This window comes from Candidatus Njordibacter sp. Uisw_039 (assembly GCF_047730075.1).
Classification (GTDB): Bacteria; Pseudomonadota; Gammaproteobacteria; order Pseudomonadales; family Balneatricaceae; genus Njordibacter.
This window is the reverse complement of record NZ_CP159831.1, coordinates 1,660,517-1,679,766: the sequence shown is the minus strand read 5'-3', so window position 1 is coordinate 1,679,766 and position 19,250 is coordinate 1,660,517. Positions and strand designations below refer to the sequence as shown.

At 45.6% G+C, this 19,250-nt stretch carries 15 protein-coding genes; 12 read left to right on the top strand and 3 right to left on the bottom strand.

The genetic code is table 11. From position 1 onward, the window contains the following. The first annotated feature begins 19 nt into the window (after positions 1 to 19). The 3 genes from ABXT70_RS07980 to ABXT70_RS07970 all read left to right on the top strand — a co-directional run bounded on the left by ABXT70_RS07980 (position 20) and on the right by ABXT70_RS07970 (position 3,109). Positions 20 to 1,078 (top strand): porin, encoded by a 1,059-nt coding sequence (locus ABXT70_RS07980; RefSeq protein ID WP_443639964.1) that lies wholly within the window; start codon positions 20 to 22, stop codon positions 1,076 to 1,078. A gap of 115 nt (positions 1,079 to 1,193) precedes the next feature. After that, a complete protein-coding gene (locus tag ABXT70_RS07975) occupies positions 1,194 to 2,972 on the top strand; it encodes a tetratricopeptide repeat-containing sulfotransferase family protein (RefSeq protein ID WP_443639963.1) in 1,779 nt (592 codons plus the stop codon). 8 nt (positions 2,973 to 2,980) lie between these two features. Then, on the top strand, positions 2,981 to 3,109 hold the full coding sequence (locus tag ABXT70_RS07970) for a hypothetical protein (RefSeq protein ID WP_443639962.1): 129 nt from the start codon (positions 2,981 to 2,983) through the stop codon (positions 3,107 to 3,109). A 3-nt stretch (positions 3,110 to 3,112) separates the two neighbouring features. Here the strand turns inward: ABXT70_RS07970 and ABXT70_RS07965 are convergent, their stop codons facing one another. Further along, a complete protein-coding gene (locus ABXT70_RS07965) occupies positions 3,113 to 4,441 on the bottom strand; it encodes a DEAD/DEAH box helicase (RefSeq protein WP_443639961.1) in 1,329 nt (442 codons plus the stop codon). Positions 4,442 to 4,682: 241 nt separating this feature from the next. Here ABXT70_RS07965 and ABXT70_RS07960 point away from each other — a divergent pair, with 241 nt between their 5' ends. Next, positions 4,683 to 6,884 carry a YgiQ family radical SAM protein gene (locus tag ABXT70_RS07960; RefSeq protein WP_443639960.1) on the top strand — a complete coding sequence of 734 codons (2,202 nt, stop codon included), beginning with the start codon at positions 4,683 to 4,685 and terminating at the stop codon, positions 6,882 to 6,884. Positions 6,885 to 6,965: 81 nt separating this feature from the next. Beyond that, a complete protein-coding gene (locus ABXT70_RS07955) occupies positions 6,966 to 7,622 on the top strand; it encodes a glutathione S-transferase family protein (protein ID WP_443639959.1) in 657 nt (218 codons plus the stop codon). Here ABXT70_RS07955 and ABXT70_RS07950 read toward each other — a convergent pair. Both ABXT70_RS07950 and ABXT70_RS07945 read right to left on the bottom strand, forming a co-directional pair. Beyond that, on the bottom strand, positions 7,619 to 9,799 hold the full coding sequence (locus ABXT70_RS07950; RefSeq protein WP_443639958.1) for a malate synthase G: 2,181 nt from the start codon (positions 9,797 to 9,799) through the stop codon (positions 7,619 to 7,621). The genes ABXT70_RS07955 and ABXT70_RS07950 overlap by 4 nt on opposite strands. 266 nt (positions 9,800 to 10,065) lie before the next feature. Beyond that, positions 10,066 to 11,010: a LysR family transcriptional regulator gene (locus tag ABXT70_RS07945; protein WP_443639957.1), complete on the bottom strand. Its 945-nt coding sequence runs from the start codon at positions 11,008 to 11,010 to the stop codon at positions 10,066 to 10,068. A 310-nt stretch (positions 11,011 to 11,320) separates the two neighbouring features. Between ABXT70_RS07945 and ABXT70_RS07940 the strand changes: the two genes are divergently transcribed. From ABXT70_RS07940 to pepN, 7 genes are all read left to right on the top strand, one after another. Then, positions 11,321 to 12,916, top strand: coding sequence for an isocitrate lyase (locus tag ABXT70_RS07940; RefSeq protein ID WP_443639956.1), 1,596 nt, complete (start codon positions 11,321 to 11,323; stop codon positions 12,914 to 12,916). Positions 12,917 to 13,100: 184 nt separating this feature from the next. Continuing rightward, entirely contained in the window at positions 13,101 to 13,550 is a 450-nt protein-coding gene (locus ABXT70_RS07935; RefSeq protein ID WP_443639955.1) for an Rsd/AlgQ family anti-sigma factor, read from the top strand. A 34-nt stretch (positions 13,551 to 13,584) separates the two neighbouring features. Continuing rightward, positions 13,585 to 14,490, top strand: coding sequence for an NAD(+) kinase (locus tag ABXT70_RS07930; protein WP_443639954.1), 906 nt, complete (start codon positions 13,585 to 13,587; stop codon positions 14,488 to 14,490). Continuing rightward, positions 14,487 to 15,374, top strand: coding sequence for a rhomboid family intramembrane serine protease (locus tag ABXT70_RS07925; protein WP_443639953.1), 888 nt, complete (start codon positions 14,487 to 14,489; stop codon positions 15,372 to 15,374). Before ABXT70_RS07930 ends, ABXT70_RS07925 begins: the two co-directional genes overlap by 4 nt. A gap of 70 nt (positions 15,375 to 15,444) precedes the next feature. Beyond that, a complete protein-coding gene (locus ABXT70_RS07920) occupies positions 15,445 to 15,702 on the top strand; it encodes a YeaC family protein (RefSeq protein WP_443639952.1) in 258 nt (85 codons plus the stop codon). 2 nt (positions 15,703 to 15,704) lie between these two features. After that, positions 15,705 to 16,547, top strand: a complete 843-nt coding sequence (locus tag ABXT70_RS07915) for a DUF2797 domain-containing protein (RefSeq protein ID WP_443639951.1) — start codon at positions 15,705 to 15,707, stop codon at positions 16,545 to 16,547. Continuing rightward, the gene (gene pepN / locus ABXT70_RS07910; RefSeq protein WP_443639950.1) at positions 16,544 to 19,183 is read left to right on the top strand and encodes an aminopeptidase N; all 2,640 of its coding nucleotides are present in this window, start codon (positions 16,544 to 16,546) and stop codon (positions 19,181 to 19,183) included. Before ABXT70_RS07915 ends, pepN begins: the two co-directional genes overlap by 4 nt. Positions 19,184 to 19,250: the final 67 nt, after the last annotated feature.

Sequence of the window (19,250 nt, the reverse complement as noted above, 5' to 3'; positions counted from 1 at the left end):
TTATTGAAGGGGAATTTCAATGAACATGAACAAAACTCTAATCGCTCTTGCGATCGCCGCTGCGCTTCCAGTAGCTGCACAAGCTGACGCTACCTTATCTGGTTACGTTGTTAGTAAGTACAAAAGTGGTAACGATACTTTAGTTAACCGTATGGATACAGACTCTAGGTTGGTTATAGATTCTTCTGAAGTGTTGGCTAACGGTATGACAGCTACTGCTAATTTCCGTATCACGGCTGATGCCGCTGATGATACTGATAACTCAGGCACAGGTACTTTGTCTGGTGACTTCGGTACATTGACTATGGGTTCTATCGATGCTGATAATGCTTTCCAAGCTGGTGATGTTGGTGCGGTCGTGGGCAACACCACCGAAGCTACTGCTTCAACAGCTTCATCAGTATATGGTATTCACTTTGCAGGTTCTGTAGCAAATCTTTCTTTTGAAGCTCAGATAAATGCTGATACTGGCCCTACTGGTGCTGGTACTGCTGCTGCCGTAACGAACAGTTCTCAATTTGGTGTTTCTATGGATCTTGCTGAAGGCTTAACTGTTGGTTATGCTTATGCATCTGATTTAGCTGATGATGTCTCAACTGCGAGCCATTCTGGTATTCATGAAGGTCAAACTGCAGTTGGTGTTTCTTATACGATGGGTGATCTAGTTCTTACTGCTGGTAAGGTAAACTATAAAGCCGAATCTACTACTGCCAAAACAGACGCTGTTGTTTCCGCAACTTACACTGTAAATGCTGATGCGTTAACTATTGTTGCGCAAACTGATAACAGCCCATCAGGCGACTTTCAAGTTGACATTAGTTATGCTGTAAATGACGCTCTTACTGTTTCTTCTGAAGTAGATAAAGATAAAACCACCTCTATGACAGCGACTTACACAGATGGTGATATGACTACTATTGTATCTAGAACTGACGATGGTTCTACTGACGCGTCTGTTGGCTTAGATTATGGCAACGCTGCACTAACTATTGGTCGTGTTGGTGCTGTAACTGCAACTGCTGTTGGCCCAGCAGTTGCTGCTGCGCACAGTTACGTGTCTTACAAGGTTTCATTCTAATTTAATTAGAAGCTAACTTTTAGTCTAAAAGGCTCCTTAGGGAGTCTTTTTTTTGCCTTTTAAAAACTAACTCGAGTAAAATTAGTCAGTCATTTATACAGGATTACTTTTTGTCATGAAAAACGTGAATCAAACATTGCAGCAAGCCATTGCGCTACATCAGCAGGGCAATTTATCTGTTGCAGCTCAGTTGTATCAACAAATATTGGTTATTGATAACAAACAATCTGATGCCCATAACTTACTGGGTGCGGTATATGTGGCAACAAAAAAATATAAATTGGCAGAAAAGCATTTATTAAAAGCAACCAAGTATGCAAGCAACTATGCACCAGCCCATTATAATTTAGGCCAGGCTTACCTAGATCAACAAAAATATCACCTGGCACTAGCTGCTTTTTCTAAGGCGGTAAAGTTGCGGCCTGAATATGCGGATGCAGTGTTCTTGTTGGCTAATACTCGGGTTCGGTTGGGTTCTTTGGCAGAAGCTAAACTGGGTTATGAGCTGGTTATTAAGTTGGCGCCAAATAATTTTGAGGCACATAATAATCTTGGCAGTGCACTACAAGAACTGGGAAGCGTAGAGGAGTCTATAGCTCACCATCAGCGCGCCATAGCATTGACCCCTAATTTTGAATTAGGGTATATAAATTTAGCTCATGCGTTGGTTAAATTAGAGCGTAACCAAGAGGCGCTCGAAGTATACCAAGATTGCCTGAAGCACTGCTCTAGTGCAAAATTGTATCAAAACCTTGGCGTTACTTTACAGCAGCTCGGGCGCATGGGTGATGCGCAACAAGCCAACTTGCAGGCTATTCAATTAGATCCTGCAATGGGTACTGCTTATCGCCATCTTGCTGAAATTTCCAAAGTAGATAGCAATGATGGCATTGATATTAGCATGATTGTGAAAGCCGGCTTTGAAGTGCAGACTATGGATGAAAACTCCACCATGCACTTATTTTTTGCTTGGGCTAAGATAAATGACGAACAAAAAAATTACCCTGTTGCTTTTGCTGCTTATAAGCAAGGCAATGATATTAAAAGAAAAGAACATAAGTACAATAAAAGCACTAGTAATGAGTTATTTGGCCATATCACATCGAGCTATAATCAAAAATTTCTCTCGGAAGCATCTAATAGTGGTCTAAATGAAGATAAGCCTATCTTTATATTAGGTATGCCTCGATCAGGTACCACCTTGGTAGAGCAAATCATATCCAGCCATAGTGATGTCACTGGTGCTGGGGAACTTACCTATATGGCAGACCAAGCCAGTGCATTTAAAGGTGGCATTTTGGCCTTCCACAAACGTTTCCCGAGCATGAATGAAGGTCAGTGGCGAGAAGTAGCAGAGGCGTATTTAACAGGCCTCCATGGGTATGATGAGGGTAAGGCCCACATTACCGATAAAATGCCCCATAACTTTCTTAATATTGGCATGATTAGCAAGTTGTTGCCTAATGCCAAGATTATCCATTGCAAACGTAACCCGGTAGCAAATTGCTTATCTATTTATAAGGCTTACTTTGGTGGCAAGAATTCCCACCCTTACGCCTATAACTTAAAAGAGTTGGCCCATTACCACAATCTGTACGAAAACCTTATGGCACATTGGCGTCAGGCTTTGCCTGGGCGTCTTTACGAAGTCTCTTATGAGCAATTGACCTCTAACCAAGAACAAGAGAGCCGTCAATTGATTGAATACTGTGGTTTGGAGTGGCAGGATGCGTGTTTAGACTTTTATAAAACAGACCGTAAGGTGAAGACTGCCAGCGCCTTTCAGGTACGCCAACCCATGCATAACCAGTCTGTTGATTTGTGGAAGCGCTACGGTGATGCGTTACAGCCCTTGTTGGATGATTTGTACATTCCTGACGAGTATCTAAACTAGGCTGAGAAATGGTTATAGAATGGTTTGCCATTGCCATTGCCATTGCCATTGCCATTGCCAAGTCTGAAGGCCTGTGGCAGTCCATAGACCTCACTTTGGTTTTTCTTTTCTGTGCCCACGATGACAGTTTGAGCTAAACCTTAAGGCTTCTTTTTACCAAACGGCATGGTGCCGTCGCCCCATAGGCTGGCGGCATTGGTTTGGGCTTTGCGCTCTTGTGCTGCTTCTTTTTTGCTGAGCGTAGTAGTTTTCTTGGGTTTTGTTTTGGTGGTTTGTTTGGCTAAGCTTACTGTGTCTCGGTGCTCTTTGGCCTCGTGACCTTTAATCACTATGCGCTCTAGGGTCTTGCCTTGGGCTTTCTCTACGCTTAACAGTAATCCACGCTCGGTTATATTCACCAAATTAATTGCTTTGCCTTGTGCCCCTGCTCGACCTGTGCGGCCTGTGCGATGCAAATAGTCGTCTAGATTGCGAGCCATATCAAAGTTAATCACCAGCTCTACGCCCTCGATGTCTAACCCTCTGGCTGCTACTTCTGTGGCCACCAAGGTATTGAAGCTGTGCTGGCGGTATTGGCGCGTGATGTCGTTGCGTAAATCTTGTGGTAGTTCTCCGTGCAGGGCTACAGCATTGATGTTATGGCTTTTTAAAAAATTGGCAAGCTCTTCACTGAGTTTGCGACTGTTACAAAATATCAGGTGCTTCTTTGCAGGCTCATGGGCAAGCAACCATGCTAATACCCGTTTTTTGTGTTCTATTTCATCACACACCACAACCATTTGCTTAATGTTTGCTTGCACCTGTGTAGCATCATTAAGGCGGATATCTACTGGGTTGTTAAGTAACACTTGGGCCATTTCTTGAACTTTAGGGCTGTGTAAGGTGGCGGAATAAAACAACGTTTGCCTGTTAGGATTGCAGGCCGCGGCGATGGTTTCTACATCTTCACAAAAACCCAGTTCTAGCATGCGGTCGGCTTCGTCAATCACCAAAAGCTCTAAGTGTTTAGTGTCTGTTTGGTTTTTGCGCTGGTGCTCCATAAAACGTCCAGGTGTTGCAACCACTAAGTCAGGATTCTTACGTAATAGGGCCTGTTGGTAGTGGTAGTCTTCACCGCCCAGTATTAAAGCCGCTTGCAGCTTTGTGCCTTTGATAAGCTTGTTGGTAAGGCTGAGTACTTGATGAGCCAATTCCCGTGTTGGCACTAGGATTAAGCAGCGGGTACTAAAGCCTACAGCTTTGGTATTGAGTATTTGATTAAGGGCAGGGATGACATAGGCCAAGGTTTTGCCACTGCCCGTGTCGGCGCTCATTAATAGATCTTTGCCAGCCAGGGCAACGGGAAGCCCATGACACTGGGCATCAGTGGCTTGTTCAAAACCTTGTTGGGCTATGTTGATTTGTAAGCGAGGGTTGTAGGCTTGATCCGCAAAAGTAATGGCGGGTGCTGCTGGGGTGGCTGTAGTCACGGAGGCTCCTTAATTGAGGCGGCATTCTAGCACCTCTGACTTGTCATTACGAGGAACGACGTGAGGTGTTAGACCATAGGTTTGGATCTGAATATCTTCGCTGTGCTCGCTAAAAATGGCGCAGGGCAGCTAACAAGGACGGGGAGGGTTAGTGCTGGATAGATTTCCTCGTAACCACTAAGGTTGTGCTATAATATGCCACCGCTTTGAGCGGAGCTATAACTGATTAAAAGGTCCGCCAATGTCCAACCCCAATACTGCTTCTGATATGTCTTCATACTTGGCGCCAGAAAAACGTATCTTCGAATACCCTAAGTATTGGGCGGAGTGTTTTGGGGCGGCCCCGTTTTTACCCACTACCCGCGAAGAGATGGACCAACTGGGTTGGGATTCTTGTGACGTGATTGTGGTTACCGGCGATGCTTATGTAGATCATCCTAGCTTTGGTATGGCTATTATCGGCCGCTTGTTAGAGTCTCAAGGATTTCGCGTGGGTATCATTGCCCAACCAGATTGGAGCAGTGCAGAGGCTTTTAAGGTTTTGGGCAAGCCCAATTTATATTTTGGTGTAGCGGCTGGCAACATGGACTCCATGATTAACCGCTATACAGCAGATAGGCGCCTGCGCCATGACGATGCCTATACCCCCGGCAACGTTGGCGGAAAGCGGCCAGACCGTGCAACCTTACACTACACCCAGCGCTGCAAAGAGGCTTTTAAAGGTGTGCCGGTTATTATTGGTGGTATCGAAGCTAGCCTACGACGTATTGCCCACTATGACTATTGGTCAGAAAAAGTGCGCCGCTCTATGTTGATTGACTCAAAGGCTGATATGCTTATTTATGGCAACGCCGAACGGCCGTTAGTAGAAGTGACTCATCGTATTGCCAATGGTGAAACCCTCGAGCAGATGCAAGATATTCGTGGTACGGCCATTATGGTGAAGCAACCACTGGTAGGCTGGCGTGGTAAAGACTCAACCACACTCGATGCGCCAGGCGTGATCGACGCAATCACCAGCCCCTATATTGATACCACCACAACTAGCCAGTGTGAGGCGAGCAATGACGCCGAACTGGGTGTTGTGGCAGATAAGGATGCGGTGCAAACCTTGTCCATTAAACCAATGGCAGCTTACGAACCGGTTAAGGGCCAGCCTTGGTTTAAGACCTATGCCAAGTTGCCAAGTTATGACGTGGTAAAGTCAGACCCTATTATGTATGCCCACGCAAGCCGTGTAATGCACCACGAAACTAACCCGGGTAGTGCAAGGGCCTTGTATCAAGAACATGGAAATAAGGCCTTGTGGGTTAACCCTCCTGCCATGCCACTGGACACAGAGGAAATGGATTACGTGTTTGCTGCACCCTTTGCGCGCGTGCCTCACCCTATGTATGGCGATGAAAAAATTCCAGCCTATGACATGATTCGTTTCTCGGTCAATATTATGCGAGGCTGTTTTGGTGGCTGTAGCTTCTGCTCCATTACTGAGCACGAAGGCCGTATTATTCAAAACCGTTCCGAAGATTCTATTATTCGTGAAGTGGAAGACATGCGCGACAAAGTGCCTGGTTTTACTGGCGTGGTGTCTGATCTTGGTGGCCCCACAGCGAACATGTACCGTTTACACTGTAAAGACCCAAAAGTAGAGGCAACGTGCCGCTTACCTTCCTGTGTGCACCCTACAATATGTGACTACATGGGCACAGATCATAAGCCGCTTATCAATTTGTACCGTCGTGCCCGCGCTCTGCCTGGCATCAAAAAAGTATTAATTGCATCGGGTTTACGCTATGACTTAGCCATACGTGACCCTGAATATGTGAAAGAATTGGTGACTCATCATGTGGGTGGCTATTTAAAAATTGCCCCAGAGCACACTGAAGATGAGCCTTTACGGCACATGCTCAAACCTAACATGAGCAGCTATAACAAGTTTAAGCGCATGTTCGAGAAGTATTCTAAAGAAGCGGGCAAAGAACAGTACCTGATTCCATATTTTATTAGTGCCCACCCAGGCACTCGTGATGTAGATATGGTGAATTTAGCCATGTGGTTAAAAACCAATAAGTTCCGCCTAGATCAAGTGCAAAACTTCTATCCGTCGCCGATGTGTAATGCCACTACCATGTATTACACAGAGGTTAACCCCTTGAAAAAGGTGACTCGTGAAAGTGAGCGAGTGAGTATTCCAAGGGGTATTCGTCAGCGCCGCTTGCATAAGGCCATATTGCGTTATCACGACCCTAAAAACTGGGCACAAATACGTGAAGCCTTAATAGACATGGGCATGAGAAAGCTTATTGGTAAAGGCCCTCAATGTTTGGTGCCTGCAGAAAGTCATGCTGAAGCTAGCAGGTCTGCACCCAAGGCTGCTAAGGGTAAGCAGGGTTTGACCAAGCATACATCGCCTCGAGCACAGAAGATGAGACGTTCTAGATAGGCTGTAAGCTCGGCAAAAGGGGGGCAAAGTTCCGTTTGCTGGTCTATAGTGAGTACTTCTTTAATTATTAAGGAAGTACATATGCACCTCATTATTGGTAATCAAAACTATTCTTCTTGGTCCATGCGGCCCTGGGTGGCCATGACATATTTTGGTATCCCCTTTAAAGAAACCAAGCTTGAACTGGATACTGCCGCCTTTGTGGAGGAAATTAGCCAACACTCTAGCGCTGGAACAGTGCCGGTACTAATTACTGAAAACGGCACTGCCACAGATAGTTTATCCATTCTAGAAACCTTAGCAGACAGCTACCCAACTATGTGGCCCAGTGATCCTGCGCTTAAAATTATGGCCCGTAACGCAGTGTCGTATATGCACAGTGGGTTTTTTGCTTTGCGTGGTGAAATGTCGATGAATTGCCGTGCCAACCAACGGTTATTAGTGATTACACTGGCGTGTAGAAGTGATATCGATAAAGTTGAGGCCTTATGGGCTGAGTGTATGTCTACAGCGGCCAAGGCGGGCCAAAATCAAGGCTACTTATTGGGTGAATTTTCCATTGCCGATGCCTTTTTTGCCCCTGTTGTTGTGCGTTTACGTGGCTACAAGGTGGCTGTCAATGCTGCTACTCAGAGTTATATGGACACCATACTAGGTACCCCCGCGGTAATGGCTTGGATTGCCGCAGGTTTAGCAGAAACCACCATTTTGCAAGAAGATGAAGTGGGCTATGATTAACCGTAAACCCGCTTAGCTTCTTGGCGACGTCTGTGCAGCACAGGTTCGGTGTAACCACTGGGCTGAACTGTGCCTTCAAACACTAACTCACAGGCGGCCTGGAAGCCGACGCTAGAGTCAAAATCTGGCGCCATGTTGCGATAGGTTGGGTCGCCTGCATTTTGCTCGTCAACTAAAGCAGCCATGCGCTTTAAGCTGTCCATGACCATTTTTTTAGTTACAAAACCATGCTCTAACCAGTTAGCTAATGACTGTGAAGAAATTCGCAAGGTAGCCCGGTCTTCCATCAAACCTACCTGGTTAATATCGGCTACTTTAGAGCAACCAATACCGCTCTCTACCCAACGAATCACGTAACCCAATAAACCTTGACAGTTGTTATCTAGTTCACGGGTAATGTCGTCTGCACTTAAGCTGTGTTCACCTAATAAAGGAATGGCGAGTAAATCATCTTGTTCCACCTTTACCGTATAGGCTATATCGGTGAGTTCGTTTTGACGATCCTGCACCAAAACCTGATGATAATGTAAGGCGTGCAATACCGCTGCATTAGGCGATGGTACCCATGCAGTAGTGGCGCCAGACATGGGGTGTTCTAACTTGGTGGCCATCATTTCTGCCATACAATCTGGCTTGGCCCACATGCCTTTACCTATTTGAGCGCGACCTTGCAGGCCACAGGCTAAGCCAGTTTCAACATTGTTGTCTTCGTATGCAGCGATCCATGCCTGTTGTTTCATAATGCCTTTAGGCAACATGATGCCAGCCTGCATAGAGGTATGGATTTCATCACCAGTACGGTCTAAGAAGCCGGTATTAATAAACGCTACACGTTCACTAGCAGCAGCAATACAAGCTTTTAAGTTGATGCTGGTACGGCGCTCTTCATCCATAATGCCCACTTTTAGGGTGTTCTTCGGGAGATCTAGTAACTCTTCTATGCGGCTAAATAAGTCGCAAGTGAAGGTCACTTCTTCTGGACCGTGCATCTTGGGTTTTACGATATAAATACTGCCAGTGCGGCTGTTGCCTTTAACCGATGCGCCACGTATGTCGTGCAAGGCGCAGAGGCTAGTGATAAAGCCATCCATTATACCTTCCGGTGTTTCTGCACCTTGGCTATTCAAAATGGCATTATTGGTCATTAAGTGGCCAACATTACGTATGAACAATAAACTGCGGCCATGCAAACTGAAGTCGTTGCCTTTTGGGTCCAGGTAATGTCGATCACCGTTTAACTTGCGGGTGATGGTGTTGCCATTTTTTTGTAGTTCAATAGACAAGTCACCTTTCATAAGGCCTAACCAATTGCGATACACAATTACTTTGTCTTCTGCATCTACTGCCGTAACTGAGTCTTCACAGTCCATAATAGTAGACACGGCCGCTTCCATTACAATGTCTTTAATGCCAGCTAGGTCGCTAGAGCCAATAATATGTTGGCGGTCTACGTGAAGCTCAAGGTGAAGGTTGTTATGCTTTAGCAAGATGGTTTTAGGCGCAGCAGCATCGCCTTGGTAGCCAATAAATTGAGCTGAATCTGCCAGTAGGGCGAAGTGGCCATTTTCTAAGCTACACACCAATTGTCCATCGTTAATTGCATAGTTTATCACTTGGCTATGGCCAGCTTTAACTAGGGGTAGGTGTGTGTCAAGTAGTTGTTTCGCAAAAGAAATAACCTTTTCTCCACGTTTGGCATCGTACCCTTTTAAGACCTTTTCACTTGTTAACGCATCTGTGCCGTAAAGGGCATCGTACAGGCTGCCCCAGCGTGCATTGGCTGCGTTGAGGGCGTAACGAGCATTGTTGATAGGCACCACTAACTGAGGGCCAGCCACAGTGCTGATTTCGATATCCACATTACTGGTAGTCACTTGGACTTTTTCAGGAGCAGGTAACAGGTAACCGATATCCTGCAGCATGCTCTTATATTTGGAAGGGTCTGCCGAGGGATTGTTGCGGTGCCATTGGTCTAGCGTGGTTTGTAACTCTTCGCGCGTGTTTAGCAAATCTTGGTTGCGGCTTTGAAACTCATCAAGCAAGGTAGCCATGGCTTGCCAGACTTGATCGCTGCTGAGGTTTAAACCTGGCAGAATTTCTCGCTCAACCAAAGTATATAGCTGTGTATCAATAGACAGATTAGCGTTACCAATTCTGGCGTCTATGTGCGCGTTCATACCAAAGCTCCTATGATGCATAATAATGCCAAATATTTCCTATAGTGTACAAAATCATTATATAGGAAACAATAGGAATGACTGATAAGTCTTTAGTCGTATGGGAATATGTTGGTTATTTGGAATGGAAATAGTTGGTGTCTTCGTTGCGAGGACACTGGTATTTATTTTAACCCTGCTCATGACATTGCAAGGGCAGTGAAGCAACCCAAGCGTGCAGTTTATGGATTGCTGTGGGCCACAGGTTTTTGCAGTGGCACGAGAGTTTAAGCCTCGTCGATTTTTCGTGCTACTTCGGTGATGAGTCCACGAATCCAGCGGTGAGCAGGGTTATGCTGCAACAAAGGGCTCCAGGCCATGGTTAAGGTCATTTCAGGTATGGGGAAGGGCGGGTCTAACATGACTACGTCATCGTTATGCATGGTTTGTAAGGTGGCTTTGCGTGGTAGTGTCACAATAAGGTCTTTTTGGTTGGCCAATTGCACCGCTGCTTGGTAATGGCGAGTAAAGACGCGAATGTTACGTGTCTTGCCAAGCTCAGATAAAGCGTTATCTACCCAGCCTCGGCGCTGCACATCTTTAGGGTTCATACCGACTCCAGCACCCATGCCGGTCTTGTTTACCCATATATGGTGGGCCTTTAAGTAGCTATCTAAGGTGAAATTTTGGGCCATTGGGTTGTTACGATTCATCAGGCAGATAAACTGGTCTCGCCAGAGGATTTTTTGGTGAAAAGATTGTGGCATAGAATCGAAGCGGTTAATGACTAAATCTACCTTGCCTTGCTCTACATCGTAAAAATCCACATCAGACGGCGTCATAATGTCTAGGCTGACGCCTGGCGCTTCTTTACGTAAACGTTCTACCAAAGGAGGAATGAGAGTTGGTTCCGAATAATCGCTGGCCATAATACGAAATACGCGGGTAGAAGTAAGTGCATCAAATGCCGCTTGAGGCTGCACAGCCTTGTCGATGGTGGCCAATACTTCGCGGATAGTCGCTTGGAGACCAAGGGCTCGTTCCGTTGGCGTCATGCCGTCACTGGTGCGAATGAGTAAAGGGTCTTCAAACACTTCTCGCAAGCGTCTTAAACCATTACTCATGGCCGGTTGACTTAGGCCGAGTTGATTGGCAGCTTTTGTGACGTTGCGCTCTTTTAAAAGGGCGTCTAAATAAACCAATAAGTTAAGGTCAACGCGATCAATGCTCATGTTCAACTCCAGAAAGGTCAAGTCCACCAATAGGTGGATGCTCAGGGCGTTATTCATTTGCACAATACTAAAGTCTTATGCAATAGCTTGTGTAAATTATGCCATGGGAAACACAGGCTGTCGAGGCTTTTACTTTTATAGCGAATGTGTTTTATTTTGCTATTTGTTTTGTGAATAGTAGGCATAACTATTGATGGCTGTTATAACCCTTAAGACCGCTCTAAACTGGCCCCATTACTGAGAGGATACAGCCCCAATGTATTGACTCATTCTATAGTCTAATAATAGTCACACAAACCAAGGAAATGTCATGTCTCAATACCAAGACGATATTCACGCCGTTGCTAACCTTAAGGCTGCCCAGGGCAGCGCTTGGGATGCCATCAACCCAGAATCTGCAGCTCGTATGAAAGCTCAAAACCGCTTTCAATCTGGTCTAGATATCGCCCGTTATACAGCTGGCATTATGCGTGCAGACATGGATGCCTATGACCAAGACAGTTCCAAGTACACTCAATCCTTAGGCTGTTGGCATGGTTTTATCGGTCAGCAGAAGATGATTTCTATTAAGAAACATTTTGATAATACGGATCGTCGTTATTTGTACCTTTCTGGTTGGATGGTTGCGGCATTACGTTCAGATTTTGGTCCATTGCCAGACCAGTCTATGCATGAAAAAACATCTGTATCCGCTTTGATTGAAGAGCTATACACCTTCTTACGTCAAGCTGATGCCCGCGAATTGGGCGGTCTGTTCCGTGCTTTGGACACGGCTCGTGACAATAACGATACTGCTGAAGAAAAAAAAATCCAAGACAAAATTGATGGTTTTGTGACTCACGTGGTCCCTATCATCGCTGATATTGACGCAGGTTTTGGTAACGCAGAAGCAACTTATCTGCTAGCTAAGCGTATGATCGAAGCAGGTGCATGCTGTATTCAGTTAGAAAATCAAGTGTCTGATGAAAAACAATGTGGCCACCAAGACGGTAAAGTAACCGTGCCACACGAAGACTTCTTAGGTAAGATTCGTGCCGTACGTTATGCCTTCCTTGAGTTAGGGGTAGACGATGGTGTAATCGTTGCTCGGACAGACTCACTAGGTGCAGGCTTGACCAAGCAAATTGCTGTCACCAACACACCGGGTGATTTGGGTGATCAATATAACTCGTTCCTAGATTGCGATGAAGTTACAGCTGCAGACTTAAATAACGGCGACGTTGTGCTTAACCGAGACGGCACACTAGTGCGTCCTAAGCGCCTACCTTCTAACTTGTTCCAGTTCCGCCAGGGCACTGGTGAAGACCGTTGTGTGTTAGACAGCATTACGTCTTTGCAAAATGGAGCGGACCTTTTGTGGATAGAAACAGAAAAGCCTCATGTGTCGCAAATTGGTGGCATGGTAAACCGTATTCGTGAAGTGATTCCGAATGCTAAGTTGGTTTACAACAACTCTCCATCATTTAACTGGACTTTGAACTTCCGTCAGCAAATTTTTGACTCCATGGCTGCTGCAGGAGACGATGTTTCTGCTTACAAGCGCGCTGAACTAATGAGCGAATCTTATGATGGTTCTGCCTTGGCTATATCAGCTGATGAAAAGATTCGCACCTTCCAAGCTGATTCGGCTCGTGAAGCTGGGATCTTCCATCACTTAATTACCTTGCCTACATACCACACTGCAGCTTTGTCTACGGACAACTTGGCTAAAGAGTACTTTGGTGACCAAGGCATGTTGGGTTATGTAGCCGGTGTACAGCGTAAGGAAATCCGTCAAGGGATTGCCTGTGTTAAGCACCAAAACATGGCTGGTTCCGACATGGGTGATGATCACAAAGAGTACTTCTCTGGCGATGCAGCCCTTAAGGCTTCAGGTAAAGACAACACCATGAACCAGTTTGGTTAAGTCATACAACTACTTTTATAAGTAGTTAAAGTAAAGTCGAGGTAAATACCTCGGCTTTTTTTTTAACAGGGTCAGAGCCACTTGACGATCATGTGCTCTAGTCCTCTTGAAAAATAGCCTTGTTCACGGAAGAGTAACAAGGTACCCTTTTGTTTTTGCTGTCGTATTGTCCGGAGACCATCTGATGATGCAGGAACAAGGTCAAAGCTTAGATGAAGCTTTTGATGCCATTATTGATGCATGGTTAATAGAGCGACAGGCGTTATTAACTCAATTTGTAGCTCTGCCTCAATTAAGTGTCACAGATAACGTGATCCAGGAGCTACACAGTTTTTGTGAGGCGATGGTGGATTACAGTTCCCGTGGTCACTTTAATGTTTATGAGCAGTTATTAAAGCATATAGCCGAACACAATGGTCAACACGCAGACAATGCGCGTATCGTACTAGGTAAAATCCACGATACAACAGACAAAATTGTCATTTTTGATGATGAATATGGTGCTGTCGAAAAACTTTCTATTCAAGATGTTGGGCACTTTAGTGGCCGCTTGTCGCGTTTAGGTGAAGTGCTTACCGAGCGTTTTAATCATGAGGATGAACTCATGGGTTTGGTGCAAGAAACCTTATCTTAGTTAGCCACTTGCCTCAATTTAAAAGAGGGATTTTGTGACACAATTCAAACAAGTTGGTCTTATTGGAAGGCTTCACAGCCCTGCAGTAATCGAAACCTTACACCGGGTTATAACGTGCCTTAGTAGGTGCCAATGCAAAGTGTGGGTAGATGAACGCATTGCTGATTCTCTAAATAGTGATCAGCTCACTAGTGCCGCTTATGGTACTGGCGATCGTCATTTTTTGGGACAACGATGTGACCTAGTAATCGTGGTAGGGGGAGACGGCAGCATGCTCTCTGCTGCACGTATTATGGCTACCTATGGTGTAGCGGTAATTGGTATCAACCGTGGCAAATTGGGGTTTTTAACAGACATAGCACCAGACCAGGTGGAAGTTTCTCTTGAGGCTGTACTAGCTGGACGGTTTGAAACTAGCAATCGGTTTATGTTGTCTGCCCATGTCTTGCGTAATGGTCAGGAAATAGGCCGTGGTAGTGGTCTCAATGACATCGTATTACACCCTGGTAAATCGGCCCGAATGCTGGCTTATGATCTATCAATTGATGGCACTGCTGTTTATATTGATCGAGCTGATGGTTTGATTATAGCTACTCCCACAGGATCGACCGCCTACGCACTTTCAGCTGGAGGGCCAATTATGCACCCTGGCTTAGATGCAATTGCTCTGGTGCCCATGAACCCCCACAATCTAAGTAGTCGGCCCTTAGTGGTGGCGGCAGATGCAGAACTGGAGATTCTTATTGGTGAAGACAACAGTACACAACCGATTATTAGTTGTGATGGGCAAGTGCACATTGCCTGTGAACCCGGTGATAGGGTGCATATACAGCGCCATGAAGCACGACTCAAAGTGTTACATCCCTTAGGCCATCATTTTTACGACCGTTGCCGCAGTAAGTTAGGGTGGCATGCTCGTGCTAGTGAAGATGGCCAATGATTCTTCTGCAAAGGTTCCCCGCTAACGTAGATCTCACACCGATCACGCAAGCTCTGTGGCAACATAAGATGCCTCATCGTGTCCGTTTTGTAGAAAGTGAACAGCAATTGTGGCTACAAGATTCTGCGCAACACGGTGCTGCTCAGACGCTAATGCAGCAGGTGTTGCAGGGTAACGCTGGAGAAGAGCCTGCCCACTCCATTTTATCAGACCAAGTTAACTCGTCTTTTATGGGCGCTGCGTTACTCTCATTGGCTCATGCTAAGGCTTGGTTTAGGTTAACCCCTATAACGCTTTTGGTTTTTTTAGTTGCCGTATTGGTGGCGCTATTTTCTCAACTCGGTACCGACTTACAAGCAGTTGCCTGGTTAAGCTTCTTTCCTCTTGTGTTGGATACTCAAGCATACCTTGTCAACGGGTTTGAGCACTTATGGCAACAACCGTGGCGCTTAATTAGCCCAATGCTGTTGCATTTTGGTTGGTTGCATATGGTTTTTAATTTGTTGTGGTGGCTGGATTTGGGCCGGCGTATAGAACATCAATCAAAGCTGCTTTTAGTGGCTTTGTTATTGGTCACTAGCCTTGCGGCTAATGTAGCTCAAGCATGGCAAGAAGCGAGTTTGTTTGGTGGCCTATCAGGAGTTATTTACGGTTTGTTGGGCTATATATGGGTGATAGATCGTTATAATGCTCCACGATATCACCTACCACAAAGCATCCTCATATTCATGTTGTTATGGTTGCTGTTGGGTGTCAGTGGTTTGTTTTCAGCGCTTGGGTTTGGGGCCATGGCTAATATGGCTCACTTAGGTGGCCTAGTGGCGGGAGTTGTATGGGCTTTTTTGCACACCTTGTTATGGCGTATTCGATCTAACAATAGGTAAAAAAGAGTCGGTGGGTATGGTGATTTATGCTATTATTTTGCTCCAAGTTTTTATCTAAGAGGTGTGGCTGATGGAATATAATCAACTCATTGCCCAACTAACACCCGCAGTCTACCTGCGTTTGAAGACTGCTGTTGAGACTGGCAAATGGCCAGATGGTAGGGTGCTCAGTGAAGATCAAAAAGCCTCCTGTATGGAAGCTGTTTTGCGTTACCAATCTATGAAGCTTGATGCCAAACAGCACTCAGGGCATATGCCTGACAAGTGTGCGTCTAGCTCTGGCTCGACGCTTAAAAAAACCGACGAACAAGTCATTAAAATACACTAATTATGCAAACACCTCACGTGCTTACTGGGCACCTAGCTAAGCTGACTACCCACATTGATGCCGTGCCTCACGCCCAAGTGCAATATACTCTCACTGTGGGAGATCAAGAGTTGCACCTTAATCCGCTAATAGGCCAAACTATTCGGTTAGAACATTTGGGGCAGATTAACTGTAGTCATTGCGGTCGTAAAACGAAAAAGAGTTACAGCCAAGGTTATTGTTTCCCTTGTATGCAAAAATTACCCCAATGTGACCTGTGTATTATGAGCCCGGAGCGGTGTCATTTTGATGCTGGAACCTGCCGTGATGAAGCTTGGGGGAAAGCATTTTGTATGCAACCACATATTGTCTATTTGGCCAATTCTTCTGGCCTTAAGGTAGGTATCACTCGGATCAATCAAATGCCTACCCGTTGGCTCGATCAAGGTGCGTCCCAAGCTATGCCTATCATGCAGGTAGCTACCCGCAAATTGTCTGGAGATGTGGAGACCGTCCTTAAGCAATATGTAGCCGATAAAACCAATTGGAGAAAACTGCTACAAAGTGATGTGCAAGCCATTGACATGGCTCAAGCAGCAAATCTATTGTTGAATGAATCGGAAGATGATCTAGAAGCCTTGTTAGGTGGGCTAAGCCACCAAGATTATCAATGGTTAGATACGGCGGCCATCAGTATGCGCTACCCAGTATTAGAGTATCCAACCAAAATCAATTCCCATAATCTTGATAAAGAACCTGTATTAGAAGGCAAATTGATGGGTATTAAGGGCCAATACCTTATTTTTGATACCGCGGTGATTAACGTCCGCAAATACTCATCCTATTTGGTGCAATTCAGCTCATGACTAAAAACTCTCAAGTAATCTACTTAAAAGATTATCAGGTTCCAGCATTTATTATCGAAGCCACAGACCTAGATATTCGCATTGGTAATGAATACACCTCTGTTGTCGCCTGCCTAAAAATATGTCGTAATCCGGCGTCTAATCAATCTTCGTCAGAACTCGTATTGCAAGGCGGTAAAGACATTAAGCTGCAAGAAGTGATGATGGATGGACTTATTTTAGATGACTCACTCTACGACCTAGAGGATACTGTGCTATCTATCCATCAGTGTCCAGAAGCCTTTGAATTAACTACGGAATGCCTGATTCAGCCGCAGTTGAATACGAGCTTAGAGGGGTTGTACAAGTCTGGTGGTATGTATTGCACCCAGTGCGAAGCGGAGGGTTTTCGGAATATTACCTATTACCTAGACCGCCCAGATGCCTTGTCTGTATTCACTACTCGTATCAGTGCAGATAAAGCCAGCTATCCTATATTATTGGCTAATGGTAATCCTATGGGACAGGGTGACTTAGATAATGGCGGGCATTTTGCTGTGTGGCATGACCCATTCCCTAAACCGGCATATTTGTTTGCTATGGTAGCTGGCGATTTGGTGCGCCAAGACGAAGAATTTACTACCCGGTCTGGCCGCAAAGTGGATTTACAAATATTTGTAGAAGCTCATAACAGCCATAAGTGTGACCACGCACTGGCATCTCTTAAACGTTCTATGTTGTGGGACGAGCAGACTTATGGCCGAGAGTATGATCTAGACTTGTTCATGATTGTTGCGGTGGATGATTTCAACATGGGGGCCATGGAAAACAAAGGCCTCAATATTTTTAATTCTGATTGTGTATTAGCAGACCCAGCCACTAGCAGTGATGCGATGTTCGAGCGTATAGAGGGCATCGTGGCCCATGAATACTTCCATAACTGGTCTGGTAACCGTGTCACTTGTCGTGATTGGTTTCAGCTTAGTTTAAAGGAAGGCTTTACTGTTTACCGTGATGCGCAATATACAGCAGATACATACTCTGCCGCTGTAAAGCGTATTGATGACGTTACCCTATTGCGCACCCATCAGTTTGCGGAAGATGCTGGCCCAATGGCTCACCCAATACGGCCTGCATCCTATATTGAAATTAATAATTTCTATTCAGTGACTGTGTATGAGAAAGGTGCAGAAGTGGTAGGTATGATTCACACTTTACTTGGAGATGAACTATTCCGTAAGGGTAGCGATCTGTATTTTGATCGTCACGACGGCCAAGCCGTGACTACAGATGATTTTGTTGCTGCCATGAGTGACGCCAGTGGTATCGATTTGAGTCAATTCAAACACTGGTATAGTCAGGCTGGCACTCCTACCTTGGCCGTGACCGATATCTACGACGCTTCAAACAAAGAATATAGCCTTACTGTAGGACAAGCCACACCAGCAACAGCAGAGTGTCAGCAAAAGCTACCGTTCCATTTGCCGTTGCGTATGGCCTTGTTAGATACCAAGGGTAGGGAGATAGCTTTGCAGTTGCAGGGTTCTGAGTCTGTGCAAGGCAATAATTGTGTCCTAAACATTACTCAGGCACAGCAAACTTTCGTTTTTGAAGGCGTGGCAGAACACCCCGTACCATCGCTGTTGCGGGGCTTTTCTGCACCAGTTAAATTGGACTATGCCTATACTCAAGAGCAGTTGTTGTTTCTCGCTAGCAAAGACCAAGATGGTTTTTGCCGCTGGGAGGCGTGCCAACGTTTGTTGATTGAAGCGACGGAGCAGGCCATGTCCCAATCTGCTAGCTATCAACTGGCTGATGAATTGGTGACCATGTTACGTAGTAGTTTGGTGGATGAAACCTTAGACCCAGCGATGGTTGCCAAGCTTGTACAATTACCCAGTGAAGCTTATTTGGCGGAAACCCAAACCACTGTTGATGTGGATCTAATTCACGCAGGTCGTGAAGCCATGCGCCTTGCTATTGCTTCGGCTTTAGAAAGTGAACTGCTGGCCTGTTACCAGCGTTGTCATGATACTGGGCTGTTTAGCCAAACAGGCAAGGCCATAGGCCAGCGGGCCCTTAAGAATACCTGCCTGGCCTACCTCAATGCGTTAGCTAAAGATCAGTATCAAACCATGGCCCAAGATCAGTATGCGTTACAGGCCAATATGACAGATGTGGGGGCGGCCTTACATATTTTAATTGGCCAAGATAATTTAGACTTAGCCACGCCGTTGTTGGCAGAATTTTACCAGCGTTGGCAGGGTGATGCGCAGGTGGTTGCCCAGTGGTTTGCTATGCAAGCTGGAGCCAACTTAGCGGGTCGGTTGCCTCTCGTAAAAGCGCTGCTGCAACATACGGCGTTTGATATTCGCAACCCCAATAAGGTGCGTAGTGTGGTTGGCAGCTTTATCCGTAGTGCCATTAACTTCCATTCAGCTGATGGCAGTGGCTATGAATTTGTCGCGGATATGGTGTTACTTTTGGATCCTATCAACCCTATGATAGCTGCAAATCTAGCCAAACCCTTAGGCCGTTTTAAGCGCCACACACTTGGTCGTCAACAATTAATGCAGGCACAACTGCAACGTCTAAGCCAAGCTGAGCTTAGTAAAGATGTATTTGAAGTGGTCACTAAGGCTTTGGCAGTAAATTAACTAATCAAAATCAGTTTCCAAAGGTGGGTGTCTTATTTTACGTAAGTGCCTAACTTGGCTCTGCCAC